At 73.3% G+C, this 17,126-nt stretch carries 21 protein-coding genes and 1 pseudogene; 13 read left to right on the top strand and 9 right to left on the bottom strand.

Annotated features, from left to right (window positions below; translation table 11 throughout):
* Positions 1-191 (bottom strand): annotated as a pseudogene (locus ACZ7CF_RS41300) (fasciclin domain-containing protein); the annotation flags it as partial.
* 228 nt (positions 192-419) lie between these two features.
* On the opposite strand from ACZ7CF_RS41300, the gene ACZ7CF_RS41295 reads away from it, so the two are divergent.
* Together ACZ7CF_RS41295 and ACZ7CF_RS41290 are read left to right on the top strand one after the other, a co-directional pair.
* Positions 420-884, top strand: coding sequence for a peroxiredoxin (locus tag ACZ7CF_RS41295; RefSeq protein WP_360400338.1), 465 nt, complete (start codon positions 420-422; stop codon positions 882-884).
* Positions 885-928: 44 nt separating this feature from the next.
* A complete protein-coding gene (locus ACZ7CF_RS41290) occupies positions 929-1,567 on the top strand; it encodes a carbonic anhydrase (protein ID WP_470372440.1) in 639 nt (212 codons plus the stop codon).
* A 246-nt stretch (positions 1,568-1,813) separates the two neighbouring features.
* Here the strand turns inward: ACZ7CF_RS41290 and ACZ7CF_RS41285 are convergent, their stop codons facing one another.
* Entirely contained in the window at positions 1,814-2,791 is a 978-nt protein-coding gene (locus tag ACZ7CF_RS41285; RefSeq protein ID WP_470372439.1) for an L-threonylcarbamoyladenylate synthase, read from the bottom strand.
* Between the two features lie 254 nt (positions 2,792-3,045).
* Between ACZ7CF_RS41285 and ACZ7CF_RS41280 the strand changes: the two genes are divergently transcribed.
* From ACZ7CF_RS41280 to ACZ7CF_RS41270, 3 genes are all read left to right on the top strand, one after another.
* The gene (locus tag ACZ7CF_RS41280) at positions 3,046-3,468 is read left to right on the top strand and encodes a hypothetical protein (protein WP_360400347.1); all 423 of its coding nucleotides are present in this window, start codon (positions 3,046-3,048) and stop codon (positions 3,466-3,468) included.
* 77 nt (positions 3,469-3,545) lie between these two features.
* On the top strand, positions 3,546-3,887 hold the full coding sequence (locus tag ACZ7CF_RS41275) for an STAS domain-containing protein (RefSeq protein WP_458432858.1): 342 nt from the start codon (positions 3,546-3,548) through the stop codon (positions 3,885-3,887).
* A gap of 73 nt (positions 3,888-3,960) precedes the next feature.
* The gene (locus tag ACZ7CF_RS41270) at positions 3,961-5,097 is read left to right on the top strand and encodes a serine/threonine-protein kinase (RefSeq protein WP_470372438.1); all 1,137 of its coding nucleotides are present in this window, start codon (positions 3,961-3,963) and stop codon (positions 5,095-5,097) included.
* A gap of 222 nt (positions 5,098-5,319) precedes the next feature.
* Here ACZ7CF_RS41270 and ACZ7CF_RS41265 read toward each other — a convergent pair whose 3' ends face one another.
* The gene (locus ACZ7CF_RS41265) at positions 5,320-5,748 is read right to left on the bottom strand and encodes a DoxX family membrane protein (RefSeq protein WP_360400356.1); all 429 of its coding nucleotides are present in this window, start codon (positions 5,746-5,748) and stop codon (positions 5,320-5,322) included.
* A gap of 90 nt (positions 5,749-5,838) precedes the next feature.
* Positions 5,839-8,688: an AfsR/SARP family transcriptional regulator gene (locus ACZ7CF_RS41260; RefSeq protein ID WP_360400359.1), complete on the bottom strand. Its 2,850-nt coding sequence runs from the start codon at positions 8,686-8,688 to the stop codon at positions 5,839-5,841.
* A gap of 124 nt (positions 8,689-8,812) precedes the next feature.
* On the opposite strand from ACZ7CF_RS41260, the gene ACZ7CF_RS41255 reads away from it, so the two are divergent.
* The 7 genes from ACZ7CF_RS41255 (at position 8,813) to ACZ7CF_RS41225 (ending at position 13,267) form a co-directional block, all read left to right on the top strand.
* Positions 8,813-9,271 carry a hypothetical protein gene (locus tag ACZ7CF_RS41255; protein ID WP_360400362.1) on the top strand — a complete coding sequence of 153 codons (459 nt, stop codon included), beginning with the start codon at positions 8,813-8,815 and terminating at the stop codon, positions 9,269-9,271.
* Between the two features lie 48 nt (positions 9,272-9,319).
* On the top strand, positions 9,320-9,844 hold the full coding sequence (locus tag ACZ7CF_RS41250; RefSeq protein ID WP_470372437.1) for a peptidase inhibitor family I36 protein: 525 nt from the start codon (positions 9,320-9,322) through the stop codon (positions 9,842-9,844).
* A gap of 221 nt (positions 9,845-10,065) precedes the next feature.
* Positions 10,066-10,497, top strand: a complete 432-nt coding sequence (locus ACZ7CF_RS41245) for a hypothetical protein (RefSeq protein WP_360400368.1) — start codon at positions 10,066-10,068, stop codon at positions 10,495-10,497.
* Positions 10,494-11,729, top strand: coding sequence for a PPE domain-containing protein (locus ACZ7CF_RS41240; RefSeq protein ID WP_458432863.1), 1,236 nt, complete (start codon positions 10,494-10,496; stop codon positions 11,727-11,729). Before ACZ7CF_RS41245 ends, ACZ7CF_RS41240 begins: the two co-directional genes overlap by 4 nt.
* Positions 11,726-11,998: a type VII secretion target gene (locus ACZ7CF_RS41235; protein ID WP_458432864.1), complete on the top strand. Its 273-nt coding sequence runs from the start codon at positions 11,726-11,728 to the stop codon at positions 11,996-11,998. Before ACZ7CF_RS41240 ends, ACZ7CF_RS41235 begins: the two co-directional genes overlap by 4 nt.
* Complete coding sequence (locus ACZ7CF_RS41230; RefSeq protein ID WP_360400377.1) at positions 11,991-12,662, top strand: hypothetical protein; 672 nt, start codon at positions 11,991-11,993, stop codon at positions 12,660-12,662. Before ACZ7CF_RS41235 ends, ACZ7CF_RS41230 begins: the two co-directional genes overlap by 8 nt.
* Before the next feature lie 35 nt (positions 12,663-12,697).
* The gene (locus tag ACZ7CF_RS41225) at positions 12,698-13,267 is read left to right on the top strand and encodes a hypothetical protein (RefSeq protein ID WP_360400380.1); all 570 of its coding nucleotides are present in this window, start codon (positions 12,698-12,700) and stop codon (positions 13,265-13,267) included.
* Here the strand turns inward: ACZ7CF_RS41225 and ACZ7CF_RS41220 are convergent.
* Positions 13,182-13,958 (bottom strand): helix-turn-helix domain-containing protein, encoded by a 777-nt coding sequence (locus ACZ7CF_RS41220; protein ID WP_360400383.1) that lies wholly within the window; start codon positions 13,956-13,958, stop codon positions 13,182-13,184. The genes ACZ7CF_RS41225 and ACZ7CF_RS41220 overlap by 86 nt on opposite strands.
* 28 nt (positions 13,959-13,986) lie before the next feature.
* Between ACZ7CF_RS41220 and ACZ7CF_RS41215 the strand changes: the two genes are divergently transcribed.
* Positions 13,987-14,760 (top strand): ESX secretion-associated protein EspG, encoded by a 774-nt coding sequence (locus tag ACZ7CF_RS41215; protein ID WP_360400386.1) that lies wholly within the window; start codon positions 13,987-13,989, stop codon positions 14,758-14,760.
* 10 nt (positions 14,761-14,770) lie between these two features.
* Here ACZ7CF_RS41215 and ACZ7CF_RS41210 read toward each other — a convergent pair whose 3' ends face one another.
* The 4 genes from ACZ7CF_RS41210 to ACZ7CF_RS41195 are packed head-to-tail and all read right to left on the bottom strand — an operon-like array spanning position 14,771 to position 17,118.
* Positions 14,771-15,085, bottom strand: a complete 315-nt coding sequence (locus tag ACZ7CF_RS41210) for a hypothetical protein (protein ID WP_360400389.1) — start codon at positions 15,083-15,085, stop codon at positions 14,771-14,773.
* Positions 15,082-15,363 (bottom strand): YbaB/EbfC family DNA-binding protein, encoded by a 282-nt coding sequence (locus ACZ7CF_RS41205; RefSeq protein ID WP_360400392.1) that lies wholly within the window; start codon positions 15,361-15,363, stop codon positions 15,082-15,084. Before ACZ7CF_RS41205 ends, ACZ7CF_RS41210 begins: the two co-directional genes overlap by 4 nt.
* A complete protein-coding gene (locus ACZ7CF_RS41200; RefSeq protein ID WP_470372436.1) occupies positions 15,360-16,397 on the bottom strand; it encodes a CHAP domain-containing protein in 1,038 nt (345 codons plus the stop codon). The genes ACZ7CF_RS41205 and ACZ7CF_RS41200 overlap by 4 nt, the downstream gene beginning before the upstream one ends.
* A 1-nt stretch (position 16,398) precedes the next feature.
* Complete coding sequence (locus tag ACZ7CF_RS41195) at positions 16,399-17,118, bottom strand: transglycosylase SLT domain-containing protein (protein WP_470372435.1); 720 nt, start codon at positions 17,116-17,118, stop codon at positions 16,399-16,401.
* Between the last annotated feature and the right edge of the window lie 8 nt (positions 17,119-17,126).

The raw sequence follows: 17,126 nt of genomic DNA, 5'->3' as shown, positions 1-17,126 counted from the left end.
CAGCCGGGGCCGACGAGGTTCGAGGCGGGGTCGGCCATCGCCGACGAGGACGGCGGTGCCATCGAGGTCGCCGACGTGGTCGCGGTGGTGGAGCTCGAGCTGGCCATGTCACCCGAGCCACAGGCCGCACCGAAGAGGGCGAGCGAGGCGGCGCCGACGGCCAGGACGGTCTTGCGGACGGTCTTGTTCATGACGGGACATCTCCAAGGGGTTTCGAGCAGTTGATGTGAGTAGTTCGCACCGCATGGCCGATCGGATGGGTGCGGTTATCGGTTCGTTACCGAAGAATCCGCAAATCGCGCGCGACCTGCACAAATGAGTTTTTCGTCCACAGTGGACGCACAACCGGCGTGGAATCCCGTCTGTCATGCACTCTTCCGTGGACCAATCCATACTCGGTACGGACCCGAAGACCCCGGGTGGAACAAGGAGACATCGCACCCGACTTCACCCTCACCGACGACAACGGCGAACCGCGCACCCTGTCGGCCTTCCTGGCCACGGGCCCGGTCGTGCTGTTCTTCTACCCCGCGGCGATGACCGGCGGCTGCACCGAGGAGAGCTGCCACTTCCGCGACCTGGCGGCGGAGTTCGGCGAGGTCGGCGCACACCGGATCGGCATCAGCCCGGACACCGTGTCCAAACAGCGCACGTTCGCCACCACCTACGGCTTCGACTACCCGCTTCTGTCCGATGCGGACGGTGCGGTCGCGAAGCAGTTCGGCGTGTGGCGGCGGTTCAGCCCGCTGCGCGCGAAGCGGCGCACGTTCGTCATCGACATCGACCGCACGGTGCTCCGCCTGATCAAGGGCGAGCTGAACTTCACCGTTCACGCCGACGAGGCCCTCGCGGTCCTGCGAACGCGCGCGGCCGAGATGTCTTGACCCGGCCAGTCGGCACGGCGCCGGATTTCACCTAGTCTGTGATCATGGCCGAGCTGACCTCCCCGACGCCCCAGGAAGCCTTCGAGTTGCTGCTGTCGGGCAACCACCGGTTCGTCGCCGGTACGCCCGAGCACCCGAACCAGGACGCGACCCGCCGCACCGAGATCGCACCGGCGCAGCGCCCGTTCGCCGTGCTGTTCGGGTGCTCGGACTCGCGACTGGCCGCCGAGATCATCTTCGACCGCGGTCTGGGCGACCTGTTCGTGGTCCGCACAGCGGGCCACGTCGTCGGCGCCGAGGTGATCGGCAGCGTCGAGTACGGCGTGGACGTGCTGGACTGCCCGCTCGTCGTGGTCCTCGGCCACGACGCCTGCGGTGCGGTCGCCGCCGCGTGCGCGGCCCTCGACGAGGGCGCGGTGCCCGCCGGGTACATCCGCGACGTCGTCGAACGGGTGACCCCCAGCGTGCTGGCGGCACGCGCCGCCGGCCGCGTGGAGGCCGACGAGGTCCTCGCCGAACACGTCAGCCGCACCGTGGACCTGCTGCTCGACCGCTCCCGCCTGCTCGCCGACCGGGTCGCCACGGGCAAGGCGGCCGTCGTCGGCCTCTGCTACCGGCTCGCCGACGGCAGCGCACGCCTGGTCGCGGCGCGTGGGCTGGACGTTCCGGTCACGGCGGACTAGCCACGACCGCCGGTGGGACTCCTGCAGTTGGGGCGTCCTGCTGTCGGCGGGAGTCCTGCGGTTAGGGCGTCCGTCACGACGGCATGGCCCGGTGTCGGCGGGAGTCACGCGACCAGGGCATCCCGCCACCGACCGGACTCACGCGGCCTGGGGCGTCCCCGTCACAGCGGACATCCGCCGCCGACTGGACGCCCCGCCATGAGCCGAACTCCCGCCACGTCCGCGTCCACCTCCGGCCGCGCCGCCTCAGTCGGTCGGCCGGGGTCCTGCGGCACGGTGCAGCCGGTTGGCGATGGCGAGCCCCAGTCCGGCCTCCTCCGGCGGTGAGGCCACGACGACGTCGCAGTCCCGCTGGTCGAGCTCCCGCAGGAAGCCGTACAGCCCCCGCGCGTAGGCGGCGTCCGAGTCGGGGACGCGCACCACGGCGTGCACGTCCGGCTCGGCACCGGCGTAGGACGCGGGCACCAGCACCCCCACCCGGTGCCCCATGCCCTGCACGAGCTCCGCCTCGGCGACGACCTGCTCCGGCTCGACGAGGACGACCCGTGCCCGCGGCGCGTAGTGCGAGGGGTGCTGGCCCGGCACCCGGACGCTGCTGGTCGAGTGCACCGCCACGGGCACGCCCAGCACCTCTTCGAGCTCCTCCCGGGTCACGCCGCCGGGCCGGAGCACGCTCGGGACGTCACCGGTGGCGTCGACGATGGTCGACTCGACGCCGACCGCGCAGGGGCCGCCGTCCAGGACGAGGTCGACGGCGTCGCCGAGCTCCGCGCGGACGTGGTCGGCCGTGGTGGGGCTGACCGAGCCGAAGCGGTTCGCGGAGGGGGCCGCCACGCCGCCGCCGAACGCCGAGAGCAGCGCCAGCGCCACGGGGTGGTCGGGCACGCGCAGGGCCACCGTCTCCAGGCCGCCCGTCGCCTCCAGCGGTACTCGGGCACCGCGGCGCAGGACCAGCGTCAGCGGTCCCGGCCAGAACCGCTCCGCCAGCAGCCGCGCGGTGGCGGGCACGTCCTCCGCCCAGTCGGCCAACTGGCCGGCGCTGCCGATGTGGACGATCAGCGGGTGCGTGGGCGGGCGGCCCTTGGCCTCGAACACGCGGCGCACCGCGGCCGGGTCCTCGGCGTTCGCGCCCAGGCCGTAGACGGTCTCCGTGGGAAGGGCCACCAGGCCTCCGGCGCGGAGCACGCCGACCGCCTTCTCGATGTCGTTGGTTCCTGCTGACACCGGACGATCCTCCCACCCGGCGCGACCTCACCCCGCGGCACGGGTGGAGGCGGGGGGCGCGGCCTGCCGGTCACGCCCCCGCCGATGTCGACCGCCCGACGCCCCGGTCCACCGGCGCCCGACGGGACTCCTCTCACCGCACGCGGCGAGAATGCCCGGACCGCACCCGGCCAACCACGCTCCGGTACACACTTTCGTGTGCGATCGGTGCTGCTCAGGCCTGTGAAGGCGGTGCCGTTCGTATCGTCGCCGGAGTGGGAGACGAACGGTCAGCCGGGCAGGACGTGTCGGAACTGGGCATCGAGATGCTGCCCGTCGCGCTGGCGAACCTGCGCGCCGAGCTCGCCGAGGCCCGCGGCTTCATCAGCGACCTGGCCGGGATGGCACCGGAGCAGGCCGACAGCTCGTGGTGCGACCGGCTCGACGACGAGTACCGCGACGCGGGTGCCGGGCAGGCGGCGATGGCGCGGCAGCTGGAGCGGTGGCGCCGGGACCACCCGGACGCCGCCGGCCTGGACGAGCTCGCCGCGCTCGTCGCCGACGTCGAGCCCGTCCGCCAGGAACTGCTGCGGCAGCTCGCACGGCTGCGCTGCGCGCGGGCCGTCCCCGACCCGCGCCAGGCCCCCGATCCGCGCCAGGCCCCCGACGCGCGTCTGACCGCGCCGGACGAGGCCTGACCCACACCGCCCGTTGATCGACAACCCGTGCCCGGCGTGACAGGCTGGAAACGGGGATCTCGGGAGGAGTGACACCAGTGGAAGCCAAGACCGACCTGCGGGACAACGCAGTGGTCCTCCAGATCACCGGCGAGGTCGACACCTACACCGCGCCGCTGCTGCGCGAGCACCTGGACGAGGCGTTCGCCCAGGCCGCGGACCGCCGGCTCGCGGTGGTGCTGAACGTGACGGACGTGTCGTTCATGGCGTCGTCCGGGCTGTCCGTGCTGGTCGAGTACCACCTGCGCGGCGTCGACAAGGGCACACCGCTGCGGGTCGTGGCACCGGCCGGGAGCGTGCTGCGGGCCCTGCGCGCGACCACTCTGAACGAGATGATCGAGCTGCACGCCAGCGTGCCGGAGGCACTTTCCGGCCGCTGAGGCCGAAAAAGATGTTTGCGCTCGAAGAATGCGGGAACCAGGCAGGCAGCCGACAGCCGACAGGAAGGCCGCCATGCCGCCGGACCGCCTCCTCGCCGACAGGTACGTGCTCGCCGAGTTGCTGGGCACGGGTGGCATGGCCGACGTCCACCGCGCCTGGGACACCCGGCTGCAACGGCACGTGGCGGTCAAGCTGTTCCACAACGGCTCCGAGGTCTCCCACGAGCGGAGGTTCGACAACGAGGTCAGAACCCTGGCCTCGCTGTCGCACCCCAGGCTCGTGGACGTGCACGACGCCGGGACGAGCGACGGCACGCCGTTCGTCGTCCTCCAGCTCATCGACGGCTGCACGCTGCGCGAGCGCATCAACAGCGCCCCGCTGACGGTCGGTGAGGTCCGCCTGCTCGGCGCCGACCTGGCCGAGGCGCTCGCCCACGTGCACGAGACGGGCGTGGTGCACCGCGACATCAAGCCGTCCAACATCCTGCTCGACGAGGACGGCAACGCCCACCTCGCCGACTTCGGCCTCGCCCGCCTGGTCGGCACGACCCGGCTCACCAGGTCCGACCAGGTCGTCGGCACCGCCGCCTACCTGGCACCGGAACAGGTGCGCGGCGAGGACCCCGGCAGCGCCGTCGACGTCTACGCGCTCGGCCTGGTCCTGCTCGAATGCCTCACCGGCCGCCGCGAGTTCGAGGGCAGCGAGATCGAGTCGGCCGTCGCCCGCCTGCACCGCCGGCCCGCGGTCCCCGACGACCTCCCCACCGACCTGCACCGCCTGCTGACGCTGATGACCTCGCTGTCCCCACGTCGCCGCCCGACCGCCGCGGACTGCGCCCGCATCCTGCGTGCTTCTGACGACTCGGCCACGCACATCGCCCTGCCGCAGCCCCGGCGCCGCCTGCACCACGTCCTCAAGGCCGCGGCCGTGGCGACCCTGGTCGCCACGGCCGGTCTGACCGCGGTCGTGCTGGCACCGCAGCCGCCCGTGGAGTCCGCACCCGCCCCGTCCACGCCGTCGGCTCCCGCCGCGACGACCACCGCTCCCCCCGCAGCGGTTCCGGTGCCGGTGGCGGTGGCGGTCGAGCAGCAGGCCGAGGTCACCAGCCCGCAGCAGGTCCAGCCCGTCCCCCAGCCGAAGGCGGGCAAGCCCGCGTCGCCACCCGGCAAGAAGGCCGAGAAGGCCAAGGGCCCGCACGGCAAGCGCTGACGGTCACCGCTGCCGCTGGCGCTCCTTCCACCAGTTCACGGCGAACCCCGCGGCCAGGAGGGCGACGGGGACGAGGAGGATCCAGGGGCTGTCCGGAACGTGGTCGTACCGTCCGGAAACTTCAGCAAGGATGACCATGGACCCGGCGTACCCCCGTGCCGCGAACCGGCAAACACGGGGGCGTCCGGGTGGCCGAACGGACTGCTCCGCCCGGCCACCCGGCTACGACCTGGCCGACGACGGCGCTACCCGCGGAGCCGTGGGTCGCAACATCGGCACGAACGCGTCCCGGTGCACCCAGGCCAGGTGGACCTCGGCCGCCGCGAGCACCACGGCGAGCACCGCACCACTGGGCTCCAGCAGCACGTGGAACCCGAAGATCCCGACCACCAGCGGCGCCAGCAGCGCCAGTGCGAGCGGCACGAACCTGTTGACCAGCAACATGATTCCGGCCACCAGCTCGACGACCTTGGTGACGGGCACGATGAACCCGCTCTCCCCCAGCGCGGTGGCGAACGCGACCGCCTCGGCCGACATGCCGTCGGTCGACTGCGACCCGATCCCGAACAGGCCGGTGAACCCGGAGAACGCGAACAGCGCTCCGAACAACACCCGCACGACAACGTTGATGTACTTCACGGTCTTCCCCATGCGGATCATCCTGGAACCTCCACGAAACTGGAGGTAAAGGCCTGTTCGCCCGCAGCAGAAGGCACTGGCCGGACGCACGGGGGTCAGGACTCATCCGGTTCCCGTCAGCACCTGCCTGTCCAACGTCCGCACCAGGTCGTGTGCGCGGCCGAGGTGGCGTTCGGCGGCGCCGGGAGCACCGTGCCGCAGTTCCAGCTCCCCCAACGCTTGCAGGCACTCGGCTTCGTTGCGGCGGTCGCCGTTGCGGCGGAAGACGCCGGCGGCGCGTTCGAGGGCGGGACCGGCCCTGGTGGGGTCGTCGAGGCCGGCGTACACGCTGCCGATGCGCTGCTCGGCGTAGGCGGCGCAGCGCTCGTCGCCGATCTCGTTGAAGATGGTGAGCGCCTGGACGAGGCAGCGCAGCGCCTCCGTGCTGTTGCCGCAGGTCTGCCGGTACTGGCTCATCGTCCGCAGGATCACGGCCTCGCGGTGCCGGTCGCCGAGCTCCCGCGCGATGCGCAACCCGTCCGCGATCACGGCGCCGGCGTGGCAGCCGTGGCCCTGCTGGAACCACATGAAGCCGATCGAGCTGCGCAGCTGGGCCTGCATGGGCGGGTGCCCGACCCGGTCGAGCAGGGCCAGCGCGTCACCGGCGCAGCGCAGGGCGAGGTCGGTGCGGTCGAGCACGCGCCACACGGTGGACAGGCCGGCCAGTGCGAGCGCCTCCCCGCGCCGGTCGCCGAGGTCGCGGTACAGCCGCAGGGACTCCTCCAGCGCCGTCCGCGCCTCGTCCAGCTCGTCGAGGTAGACGTGGACCTGGCCGATGCCCTGCAGCAGCGCGGCCTGGCCGTGCGCGTTGCCCGCGGCACGGGTGGCGTCGAGCGCGATCCGGTGGCTGCGCCGCCAGTCCTGGTAGAGGCTGCGGTGGTCGTAGTACGGCACGAACGCGAGTGCGAGCTCCCACACGAGCTCGTCGAGTCCCCATTCGGCGCCGAGCTCCACGGCCCGCAGCAACGTCGCCCGTTCGACGTCGAACCACGCGACCGGGTCGGCCACGACGTGGTCCGGCTGCCAGCGGTCCGACCGTCCGGGGGTGTGCTGGAACAACGCGGGGTGGAACAGGTCGCGGGCCTGCTCGGCCAGGGCGAGCCAGGCGCCCAGCACCCGCCGCACGGCGGCACGGCGTTCGGTCTCGCTGTAGTGGTCGGCGGCGGCGCGGGCGGCGTAGGTGCGCAGCAGGTCGTGCAGCCGGTACCGGGGTTGGCCGGCGGCGTCGGTGCCGACCAGGCGGAGCAGGTTGGCGTCGACGAGGGCGTCCAGCACGTCCTCGGCGTCGCGCTCACCGGTGAGCGCGCCGACCACCCACCCCGGCAGGGTCTCCGCGCCGAGCAGGCCCATCAGCCGGAACGCCCGTCCGGCCGCCTCGGGCAGCTGCCGCACGCTCAGCTGGAAGCTGGCCCGCACGTCGAGGTCGCCCACGCGCAGCTCGGCCAGCCGGCGGGACTCGTCCTCCAGCCGTTCGCGCAGGAGCCCCAGCGTCCACGCGCCGCGGCTGGCGAGGCGTGCCCCGGCGATCCGGATGGCCAGCGGGAGGTACCCGCACAGGCGGACGATCGCGTCCGACGCCTCCGGTTCGCGGTCGATCCGGTCCGCGCCACCGACCCGCGCCAGCAGCGTGCGGGCGTCGGCGGGAGGCAGCACGTCCAGCTCGACGTGGTGCGCGCCCTCCAGGTCGGTGAGCCACCGCCTGCTGGTCACGAGCACCGCGCACCCGTCGGACGGCGGCAGCAGCGGCCGCACCTGACCCGCACCGGCGGCGTCGTCGAGCAGCACCAGCACCCGGCGCCCGGCGAGCCGGGAGCGGTACAGGCCGGCCCGCTCGTGCAGGCTGTCCGGCATCACCGCGTCGGTGACGCCCAGCGCGCGCAGCAGCTCCGCGAGCAGCGCCGCGGGATCTCTCGGCACGGCGGCCGTGCCCGCCAGGTCCAGGTACAGCTGGCCGTCGGGGAACCGCTCGCGCGCACGGTGGCCGGCCTTGACGGCGAGCATCGACTTGCCGGTGCCGGGAGCGCCGACGACCACCGGCACCCGTCCACCGGTGAGCAGCCCGAGCACCGCGTCCAGTGCCGTCTCCCGGCCGGTGAAGTCGGCGATGTCGGCCGGCAGCTGGCGCGGCTGCCGGGTCTCCGGCTCGCGGATGGCGCTCACCAGGTCGAGCGCCGGGTCGGCCCGCAGCACCTGGGCGTGCACGCGTTGCAGGCGGTGGCCGGGGTTGGCGCCGAGCTCGTCGGCGAGGAGCCGGCGGACGTCCTCGTACACGGCGAGGGCGTCGGCTTGGCGTTCACCGCGGTACAGCCCGATCATCAGCAGTTCGCGCACCCGTTCCCGGTACGGGTGCTCGGCCGCGAGGCGGGACAGCTCGGCGACGGCGAGGCCGTGCTCACCGCGCAGGAGGTCCAGCTCGGCCAGGTCTTCGAGGGCGGCCAGGCGGTACTCCTCCAGCCGGATGCGCTCGGTCTCCGCCGCAGGGGTGTCGATGCCGCTGAACGCCGGTCCCCGCCACAGCGCCACGGCCTGCGACAGCCGTTGCCACGCGGAGGCGAGGTCACCGTCGTTCCTGGTCGTCCGCGCCTGGGCCAGGCCTCGGGCGAACACGGCGCTGTCGAGCTGTTCGGGCGCCACCCGCAGCCGGTACCCCGAGCCCACCGTCTCCAGCACGCCGCCGTCGTCACCCAGCGACCGGCGCAGGTCGCCGACGCACTTCTGCACGAGGTTGAGCGCGCTGCGCGGCGGTCTCGTCCCCCAGGCGCACTCGATGATCCGGTCGCGGTCCACGCAATCGTTCGCGTGCAACAACAACAGCCCGAGGACCTGGCAGCTCTTCCCGGGCCTGAGCCCTACCGCGTCCGATCCCCTCCACACGACCACGGGTCCGAGGACCCCGAACCGAAGATCTGGCATCGCGCTGTCCCTCCCCGTCGCCAACGGTACGCCGACCAGTGACTTTCCGTGAGATTTCCGTGACGGTGCAGCACCGCCCTGCACAGTCCTGAGCAGACCGGAAACCGTTGCGAAGGGGACAGCGATGAGCTTCGTCGGAAGAGCAGCACGATCGGTGATGACCGCACTGCCGCTGGCCGCCGTGGTGGTGGGCGCGGGGGTCGTGTCGGCGGCACCCGCGAACGCGGCGGTGTCGTGTTCGGGCACCATCAGCTACAGCGACACCATCGGCGGCGTCGGTGAGCTGACGATCTTCTACAACAGCTCCGACGGCGGCACGAACAGCGCCTGCTTCTACCACCGGGGCGCGGCCTACGGGGTAGCCGCACCGACCTACGTCCGGACCTTCCGCTGCGTCGAGAGCAGCGGCGAGGGCCAGCCCTGCACGATCGACCGCTCCTCCACCCCGGACCTGGACAACTACCGCTACTACGCGGGGCCCAGGGGCGTCACGGGCACGGCCAGCCGCTGCGTGGCCGCCGTCGGCTACATCGACTGGCACGGCTTCCGCTACCAGATCAGCAGCGGCCGGCAGGGCTGCTGACCGGCGCCGGGTCCGCACGTCACGTCCGACCACCAGCGAGGAGAGATCATGTTCGGGAAGTCCATTCGCAACTGCGGGATCGCCGCCGCCGTCATCGGGCTCATCGCGGCGGTCCCCGTCCAGGCCGGCGCGGCACCGGGGGTGCGGGCGTCGTTCGAGGGACGGACCATCAACCTGGCCCGGAGCTGGGACGGCGCGCAGGTCTGCGCCGAGCTCGCCCTCGGCGACGTCCGCTGTTTCCGGACGCCGCAGCAACTCGCCGCCGCCACGCGCGAGGCCGGCATCGCGGCGGCGGAGGACTGCAAGAACACGTGGGTCTGCCTCTGGGCCGACATCAACCACACCGGCAGGCGGCTGCAGTGGAACCTGCCGGGCAAGAAGAAGCTCGCCGACTGGGGGTTCCGCGACCAGGCCAGCAGCGGGGCGCTGCACCGCATCCAGGGCGGGGCGACGCTGGTCAACTACCGCACCGCGCTCCCGAACCAGGAGGCGTTCCTGCGCGCGGGCGGCATCTACTCCGACTTCCGCGAGTTCGGCTGGAACGACAAGGCCGACGAGATCCAGGTCGGATAGGTCGCGGTCGCTTTCGCCGGCCATCGGGGGAACGTCGGCCCGCGGTGCTCCCCGGCCCTTTCCTGAATTCGCCATTCGACATCCTTGGCGGCAGTTTTGCCCACGCGCGCAGCTTTCGTGCCGATCCGCGCACCCGGTACTGGATCTTCCGGCCGCATCCGGACACCATGTACCGAACCGTCGGAACGAGGGAGTGTGCGCCCGTGGTCAGGGTGGGCAGCATGGACGAGGCCGAGCGCCTCAAGAATTCGCTGCGGGACGGGAGCGTCGCCGAGGTCGTGGGGTCGGCCGCCGGCATCGGTGTGGGCGGCCTGGTGGGCGTCCCGACGACCGGTGCGGACCGCATCGAGGTCGACCCCGCCGACTTCGACCAGGCCATTCGCCAGCTGCACCGGCGCAGGGACGAGCTGGCGGGGCACCTCGCGGACAGCGCCGTGCTGGCGGCACCGCTGCCGGACGGCAAGGGGCCGGTCGCACGGCAGATGCGCAAGGCGTTCGGGCTGCGGGCCCGCGACGTCGAGGGTGGCGTGCGGGCCGCGTTGCAGTCCTACGTGCAGCAGCTCGACCTCGTGATCGACGCGCTGGAGAACGTGAAGAAAATGCACGTTGCCGTTGACGAGAACACCGCGGCGGCATTCAAGGGGCAGGCATGAGCGGGCGCGACAAGGGTTACCACTCCGAGGAGCACAAACCCACCGCGAAGCAGCTCAGGCGCGAGCGGAGGCGCAGCAGGGAACGCCGCGCGAACCTGCGCGAGGAGGCGTTCGACTCCGGGACCATCCGCTGGGAGGTCTACACCCACCAGCAGATGTGGAACATGGTGCACTCGGCTGACCTGCCGGGGATGTCCGTGCGGACCGCTCAGTGGCAGGAGCTCGCACCGCAGCTGCGCCACACCTCGCGCGCCGTGCAGGAGGTCGTCAACCGGCTGACCGCGTCGTGGCGCGGGCCCTCGGCCGAGCTCGCGGCCCAGGCGGCGACGGCGCTGACGTCGTGGGGCGAGACGGTCGGCGACTCCGCCGAGCGGGTCGCCAGGGGCATGGACACCTACACGACGGTGCTCCAGGAGACCAAGCGGCGGCTGCCGGAACCCGTGCACTACTGGGCGGAACGGCACTTCCGGGAGGGCTACGACGTCAAGGTGGCCGACGGGCCGCAGGGGCTGAACCTGCTCGAACAGCTCACCGACGACCACATGCCGACCAAGACCGAGGCGCGCAACGCCAAGGCCGAGGCGGTGGCCGTCATGCAGGTCTACGAGAACGAGAGCCGGCACACCCGCTCCACGCTGCCGGTGTTCGACACGGCACCGCCGACCGCGCAGCAACCGGGTCCCACCACACCGCCGCCCACGGTGGTCCTGGGGCCCGACCCCGTCCCGCGCCCCGATCCGGCGCCGAGGCCGGGGCCGACGCCCACGCCGCAACCACCGGAGCAGGTACCGGACGTTCCGGTGCCGCCCGCCGCCGACGACGACACGGGTGTGGCCTCGGTCGGCCCTTCCGCCACGGGAACGCTCAACGGCACGACGACGTTCGGCGGACCGTTCGGCACCTCTGGACCTCAGGGAACGCACGGGACGCACGGCTTCCTCGGCGGCGCGTCCGGCGGCACGTCCGGTGGCACCGCGCCGGGGACGCCGGGCGCCGGACCGGGAGTGCCCGGCGGCGCCACCGGTGTGCTCGGCCAGCAGGCCGGCCGGGGCACCGCGGCGGGCCTGGGCGGCCGCGGATCGGCCGGTGTCCCCGGAACGCCGGGGTACGGCATGGCGCCGCCGTTCGGTGGCGGCAACGACGAGGAACGCCACCACACCAACCGGTACGCGGAGAAGATGGACCTCCTCGACGACATCCCGCCGGGTGCGCCGCCGGTGCTGGGCGAATGAGCGACGGCTACGTCACCGACGTCGCCGCGGTGCGGGCCGCGGCGACCCGGCTGGACGGCACGGCTGCCGAGGTCGAGGCGGTGACCACCGCACTCGGCCAGGGCTCCGGCGGCGACCTCGGCCCCGGCGTCACGGCGGCGGCGGACGAGCTGCTGCGGTCGTGGGCGGACCGGACCGCGGCGCTGCGCACCGAGCTCGCCGAGGCCGCCGACGAGCTGCGCGCGGCCGGTGCCGCCTACCGCGACGCCGACGAGCTGCACCATGGCTGACTACCGGGGCCTCGGGTTCGACCCGGTGCCGGGCGATCCGGGCACCGTCGCCGCGGCGAGCGACCGCTGCCGCCACCGCGTCGAGGTCCCGGCGCCGCCCACCGGGTGGACGGGCGCGGCGGCGGACGCGTTCACGGCACGGCTCGCGCAGGTGCGCGACGAGCTCGAAACCGCGCAGCGCACCCTCGGGGCGGCTGCCGATGCGTTGGACGACTGGGCGGGGACGGTGCTGGCGAACCAGCGCAGGGCCGAGGAGCTGGACCGGCGCGCACGGGCGCTGCGGGGTGCGGTCGACGACGCGGACAACGCCGTGGTGATCGCGTCGTTCCGCGGCGGACCGGAGCACGTGGCCGCCTCCGCGCGGCTGGAGGAGCTGCGCGGCGAGCTCGACGGCGTGCTCGCGGCCGCCCGTGACCTGGAGGCCGACCACCGCAGCGCCGCCCGGCGGGTCGAGGAGCGGTTGCGCCGCCTCGTCTCCGGCGGTGTCGAGGCGGCCGGGCACGTGCCGAGCCGCGCCGACCTGTTCGACGGGATCGTCCGTGCGTTGAACGACCACTCGGCGCTGGCCGGTGCGCTGGCCGGTGTGCTGGTCACGACGCCGCGCACCGCAGGCACACCGGCGGGCGGGGCGGCCGCCTTCGCGTCGGCACTCGGTCAGCGGTGAGACTCACGCCGGTACGGGGCGTCATCCCGGTCGCAGTGGGCTCGGTCGAGACGACCTCCGCCGAGCTGTTGGCGTTGCTGCGGCAGCTGCGCGGCCCAGACCGGGCACGTGACCCCGGCCTGGAGGTCGCGGCGACGCAGGCCGCCGAGCTGGCCCAGCGCCACCACGCGAGCTTCGTGGCGGTCGTCGAGCACCGCGACGCCGACCCGGCGGTCCTGGTGGCCGGCCTGGTCGCGGTGGAGCGCGCGCTCAGCGCGGAGGCCGCGGAGGAGCTGTGCTTCCACCTCGCCGACGCCGGTGGCCCCGGCATCAAGGAGCTGACCACCGCCACGACCGGCACCGGCTACCCGGTGGCGATCGTCGAGCGGGTTCCGGTCGACGGCGTCGGGGCGCAGCTCCAGATCGTCGTGCCCGACCCGGCGCGCCCGCGGATCGCCGTGTTCACCCTGCACTCCCCCAGCGGGCGCGGGTGGCTGGAGCTGGCGGGCATCACCGGGCGGTTCGTGAACGGGGTGGAGTTCACCTCGCCAGAGCGCGCCGGCGGTACTCCGTCGGCGGCTGCCCGACCAGCGCGCGGAAGGCCCGGGAGAAGTGCGTCGCACTGACGAACCCGCAGTCGCGGGAGATCTCACCGACACCGCGGTCGGCCTTCGCCGGGTCGGCCAGCAGCGCCTTGGCCCGGTCGATGCGCAGCACCTTGATCCGCTCGGCGACGTTCGGCTCCCCCTCGAACACCTGGTAGAGGCGGCGCAGCGAGATGTTCAGCGCCTTGGCGACCCGCCCCGGCGTCAGGTCCGGCTCACCGAGGTGCGCGCGGATGTGCTCGAGCGCGGCACGCCGATGCCCGGTGGCGATGTCGGCGCGTTCCAGCTCCTCGCGCAACGCGCTGCGCAGCACCAGCTCCGCCAGCCCCACCAGGTGGTGCGCCGCGCCCACCGGGTCCAGCACGTCGCGCGCGGTGACGAGGTGGCCGACCGCGCTCGCGAACGCGCTGCGCAGACCGGCACCGACCGCGACGGGCTGGAACATCAGCGGCCGCAGCTCGCGCACTCCCGTCGACAGCCGGGTCTCCGGCACGGTCAGCATGATCGCGCCGACCGGCAGCACGTGCAGCGAGCAGTCGCCGAACACGTGCACGGCCTCCGGCAGCGACCGGTGCACCGGGCACCTCATCAGCAACTGGACGGCCGCCGGCGTCCGCGCGGACGGCGCACCGGTGAACGCGGCTTTCGCCGCGGCGGCACCGGAAGCACGCACGACCAGCACACCGCTCGCGACCTCTGCGTCGTGCTGCACGCGGTCAAGACTAACCACGGGAGTCCTCATGGCACGGCGTTTGCCCGCAACCGGCGCGGTGGTCCTGTCCCACCTGGAGTTCGACCTGGTGTGGGAGGACCTCGGCTTCGGTGACCTGCCCGCCGCGCTCGACGTGCCGTCCCACGGCGCCACCGAGGACGAGCGCGACCAGCTGGCCGTGGACGTGTTCGCGGAACTGGCCCGCGCCGGCCTGGCGGACGACCACGGCGACGTCGTCCCCGAGCTGGAGGAGCTGCTCGGGATGCTGCGCCACCACGCGGTGTCCGTCGACGCTCTGGTGTTCGGCGACCAGCCGTGGCGCGTCCTGGCCGCGGTCAGGGGCAGCCGCGGCGTGCTCGCCGTGCTGAACAACGAGGAGCTGGCCCTCGAACCCATCGCGCGCACCGACCTCGTGCGGGCCGTGGCGAAGCTGCTCGGCGACCACCCGGCCGGACCGGGCGACCAGGTGCGGCTGCCGCGCCCGGCGTACTCGGCGGCCCTGCGCGGACACGTGGAGAGCGGGTACCACGGCCTGGAACGGGCCCTGGCCGACGCGGGTGTGCGCGGCAGCGCGATGCGCCCGCTGATCACCATCGCGGAGGCGGGCCGGCTCGGGGCGGGGCAGCTGGCCGTGACCGGCAGCCGCGGGCGCTCGCCGGTGCTCACCTGGTCGGACACCAGGGCGGGCCGGTACGTCATCACGACCGAGGCCATCCGCGACGAGCAGTGGGTCCGGGTGGTGCCCGCCGACCTGGCCTGGATCACCCGGCGCCTCACCGACATGCTGGCCGAGGCCTCGTAGTCCGGTCCGGTCAGACCGGCACGAGCTCCGCCAGGACCGCCTCGTCCAGCACGGCCGCCAGCACCGCCTCCCCTTCCTGCAGCGCCTCCTGCGCGGCGCACTCGACGAGCCGGTGGATGCGCGCCGCCAGCGCCGCGGGCCGCACCGCCATCGCCCGCGGACCGAGGTCGAGCCCGACGAGCTTGCCGTGCAGGTCGACCGTCACCACCACGTCGTCCTCCCGCGCGGAGCAGGTGATCGCGTCCAGCGCGGCACGGACGCCGAGCGGTTCGCGGTCGTCGTCCTCGGCCAGCATCTCCTCGACGGTCTGCGGTTCGTGCGTCATCGGACCATCCAGCTCTCGGGTGTCGTGGACTCGATCTCCTCGACGAGCGCGGGGTCGGCGTGGATGCCGAGCGCCTCCAGGTGCTCGCCGCCGAGAACGTGCCTGGCGCGTTCGCCGGCCCGCGCGGTCGCCGTGCGCACCAGGGTCAGGATCTCGTCGGCGAGTGCGGCGCGGCCCAGCCGCATCGACCGCTCGGTCAGCGTGATGGCGCGCAGCCCGCCGCCCACGCCGACCTCGATAGCGATGCCCGTGGCGTGGTGGGCGTGTCCGGTGGTCACGGGTGCACTCCTCCGTAGAACTTGGTGCTGCTGAGCTGGTGGGTGTTGCGGCGCACCTGGTCGCCGGAGTTGCCCTCGATCAGGGTGACCGTGTTCCCGTCGACCTTCTCGACGATGCCGATGTGCTTGCTGGTGGCGGGGCTCTGCGGCCCGGTGCCGAACAGCAGCACGTCGCCGGGCCGCACGTGCTGCTTCAGGTCGCCGTTGCCGTAGGCCTTGCCGTTTCGCTGGCCCCAGCGGTAGACGTCCCCGGTGAACGGCAGGACCGGGATGTCCACACCGGCCCTGCGCCACATCGCCGTGGCGAACGACGAGCACCAGAAGGTCGTCGGCCCGTACGGGTTGCGGTTGCTGCCCGGCGGGTTCTCCCGCGTGCCGATCTCGCCGCGGGCGGCGGACACGATCTTGCGCACCTTCGCACCGGACAGCTTCGTCGCGCCACCGCCACCGCCACCGTCGCCGCCGCGTCGTGCCGCGCGGGGGTCGGCGATGCCGTCGTCCTGGATCTCCTTGGTGAGCGCGCGCAGCTTCCGCCCGGCTTCGTCGAGCTCGGCCTTGACCTGTCGCACGGTGCGCACCGACTCCCGCGTGTACTGCGGCTCCAGGTCGGCCGCGGCGGCCACCGCCTTCATCAGCGCGGCCCGCGATCCGCTCGCGACCCCCGCGTCGAGCAGCGCGGCGGCCTTGGTGACGTACTCGTCGACCAGCCGTTGTGCCGCGGTGTGCCCGGTGAGCAGCGCGCTGCTCGCCCCTGCCACCACCTTCTCGGCCTCGGTGCCGGCCGCCGCCGTCATCCGGAGCTGCTTGCCCAGCCGGTCGGACCGCCGTTCGAACTGCTCGGAGTTCGCCCCCTGCCAGTGGCCGAGCGCGGTCCCCGCGGCCTTGCGCACGGCGTCGCGCTGGTCCTCCAGCGCACTGCCCGCCTGGTGCAGCGCGAACTGCACGCGCATCGCGTCGTCCGCCTTGCCCGCCAAGGCGTTGCGGTGCCCGACCATCCTCCTGGCGAACTGCAGCGCCATCGCTCGCGTGTCCACGTCATCCTCGCTTCAAGTCGTCGGCGATCGCGTCGTCCTGCGCCCGGTAGGCCCCCGCCATGCGCCCGGTGGAGCGCGCCAGCCGGTCGGCGTTGCGGCCGACCCCGTCGACCTGCCGGTGCAGAGCCGCGCCGAACGCCTCCAGCGCCGACGCGAACCCGGTCTCCTTGCCGATCCGCCCGAAGCTGTCGTCGGCGATCTTGCCGACCTGCCGGACGTGCCGGGTGCCGATCGCCGCGATGTCGTCGGCGATGCCCCTGCCCTGCCGCACATAGCGGTCCAGCGCCTCCGGGTCCACCGCGAACCCGCCACCGCCCCTGCCCCCGCGCTCCGGCCGTGCCGGCGCCCGCCGCGGGCTGTCCTTCGCCGCCCGGCGCGCGATGTCGAGGTACTTCCGGTAAGCACCGTTGGTGTAGGTCGACCACGGCGTCCACGACTTTCCGTCGCCGGAGATCGCGTTGGCCACCTTGGCATTGGTCCGCGGGTCGAACAGGTCGCGGTTCGAGTCGAGCCCGTGCTGCCGGCGCCGCTCGGGCCCCATCGCGCCCAGCATGTTGATCTGCCACAGCCCGTAGGAGTCGTCCGGCGGCCGGCTGTTGTGCGCCCGCGGGTCCCCACCGGACTCCGCGAGGGCGACGGCGATCGCGATCGTGAGGCCCTGTCCTTCGAACCCGGCGGCACGGGCGTGCTGTGCGATCTGCTCGGGGCTCAACCTGCTCATGCCGGTGA

This window comes from Lentzea sp. NPDC036955 (assembly GCF_055608005.1).
The sequence above is the reverse complement of the archived record's forward strand: the minus strand, read 5'-3'. Positions and strand labels throughout refer to the sequence as shown.

Excerpts from the sequence above, each read along its gene's own strand:
- ACZ7CF_RS41265 (WP_360400356.1), bottom strand. The coding sequence starts at position 5,748 with ATGGGGAAGACCGTGAAGTACATCAACGTTGTCGTGCGGGTGTTGTTC.
- ACZ7CF_RS41255 (WP_360400362.1), top strand. The coding sequence starts at position 8,813 with ATGAGCTTCGTCGGAAGAGCAGCACGATCGGTGATGACCGCACTGCCG.
- ACZ7CF_RS41260 (WP_360400359.1), bottom strand. The coding sequence starts at position 8,688 with ATGCCAGATCTTCGGTTCGGGGTCCTCGGACCCGTGGTCGTGTGGAGG.
- ACZ7CF_RS41290 (WP_470372440.1), top strand. The coding sequence starts at position 929 with ATGGCCGAGCTGACCTCCCCGACGCCCCAGGAAGCCTTCGAGTTGCTG.
- ACZ7CF_RS41250 (WP_470372437.1), top strand. The coding sequence starts at position 9,320 with ATGTTCGGGAAGTCCATTCGCAACTGCGGGATCGCCGCCGCCGTCATC.
- ACZ7CF_RS41215 (WP_360400386.1), top strand. The coding sequence starts at position 13,987 with ATGGCACGGCGTTTGCCCGCAACCGGCGCGGTGGTCCTGTCCCACCTG.
- ACZ7CF_RS41235 (WP_458432864.1), top strand. The coding sequence starts at position 11,726 with ATGAGCGACGGCTACGTCACCGACGTCGCCGCGGTGCGGGCCGCGGCG.
- ACZ7CF_RS41270 (WP_470372438.1), top strand. The coding sequence starts at position 3,961 with ATGCCGCCGGACCGCCTCCTCGCCGACAGGTACGTGCTCGCCGAGTTG.
- ACZ7CF_RS41210 (WP_360400389.1), bottom strand. The coding sequence starts at position 15,085 with ATGACGCACGAACCGCAGACCGTCGAGGAGATGCTGGCCGAGGACGAC.
- ACZ7CF_RS41230 (WP_360400377.1), top strand. The coding sequence starts at position 11,991 with ATGGCTGACTACCGGGGCCTCGGGTTCGACCCGGTGCCGGGCGATCCG.
- ACZ7CF_RS41195 (WP_470372435.1), bottom strand. The coding sequence starts at position 17,118 with ATGAGCAGGTTGAGCCCCGAGCAGATCGCACAGCACGCCCGTGCCGCC.
- ACZ7CF_RS41245 (WP_360400368.1), top strand. The coding sequence starts at position 10,066 with ATGGACGAGGCCGAGCGCCTCAAGAATTCGCTGCGGGACGGGAGCGTC.
- ACZ7CF_RS41240 (WP_458432863.1), top strand. The coding sequence starts at position 10,494 with ATGAGCGGGCGCGACAAGGGTTACCACTCCGAGGAGCACAAACCCACC.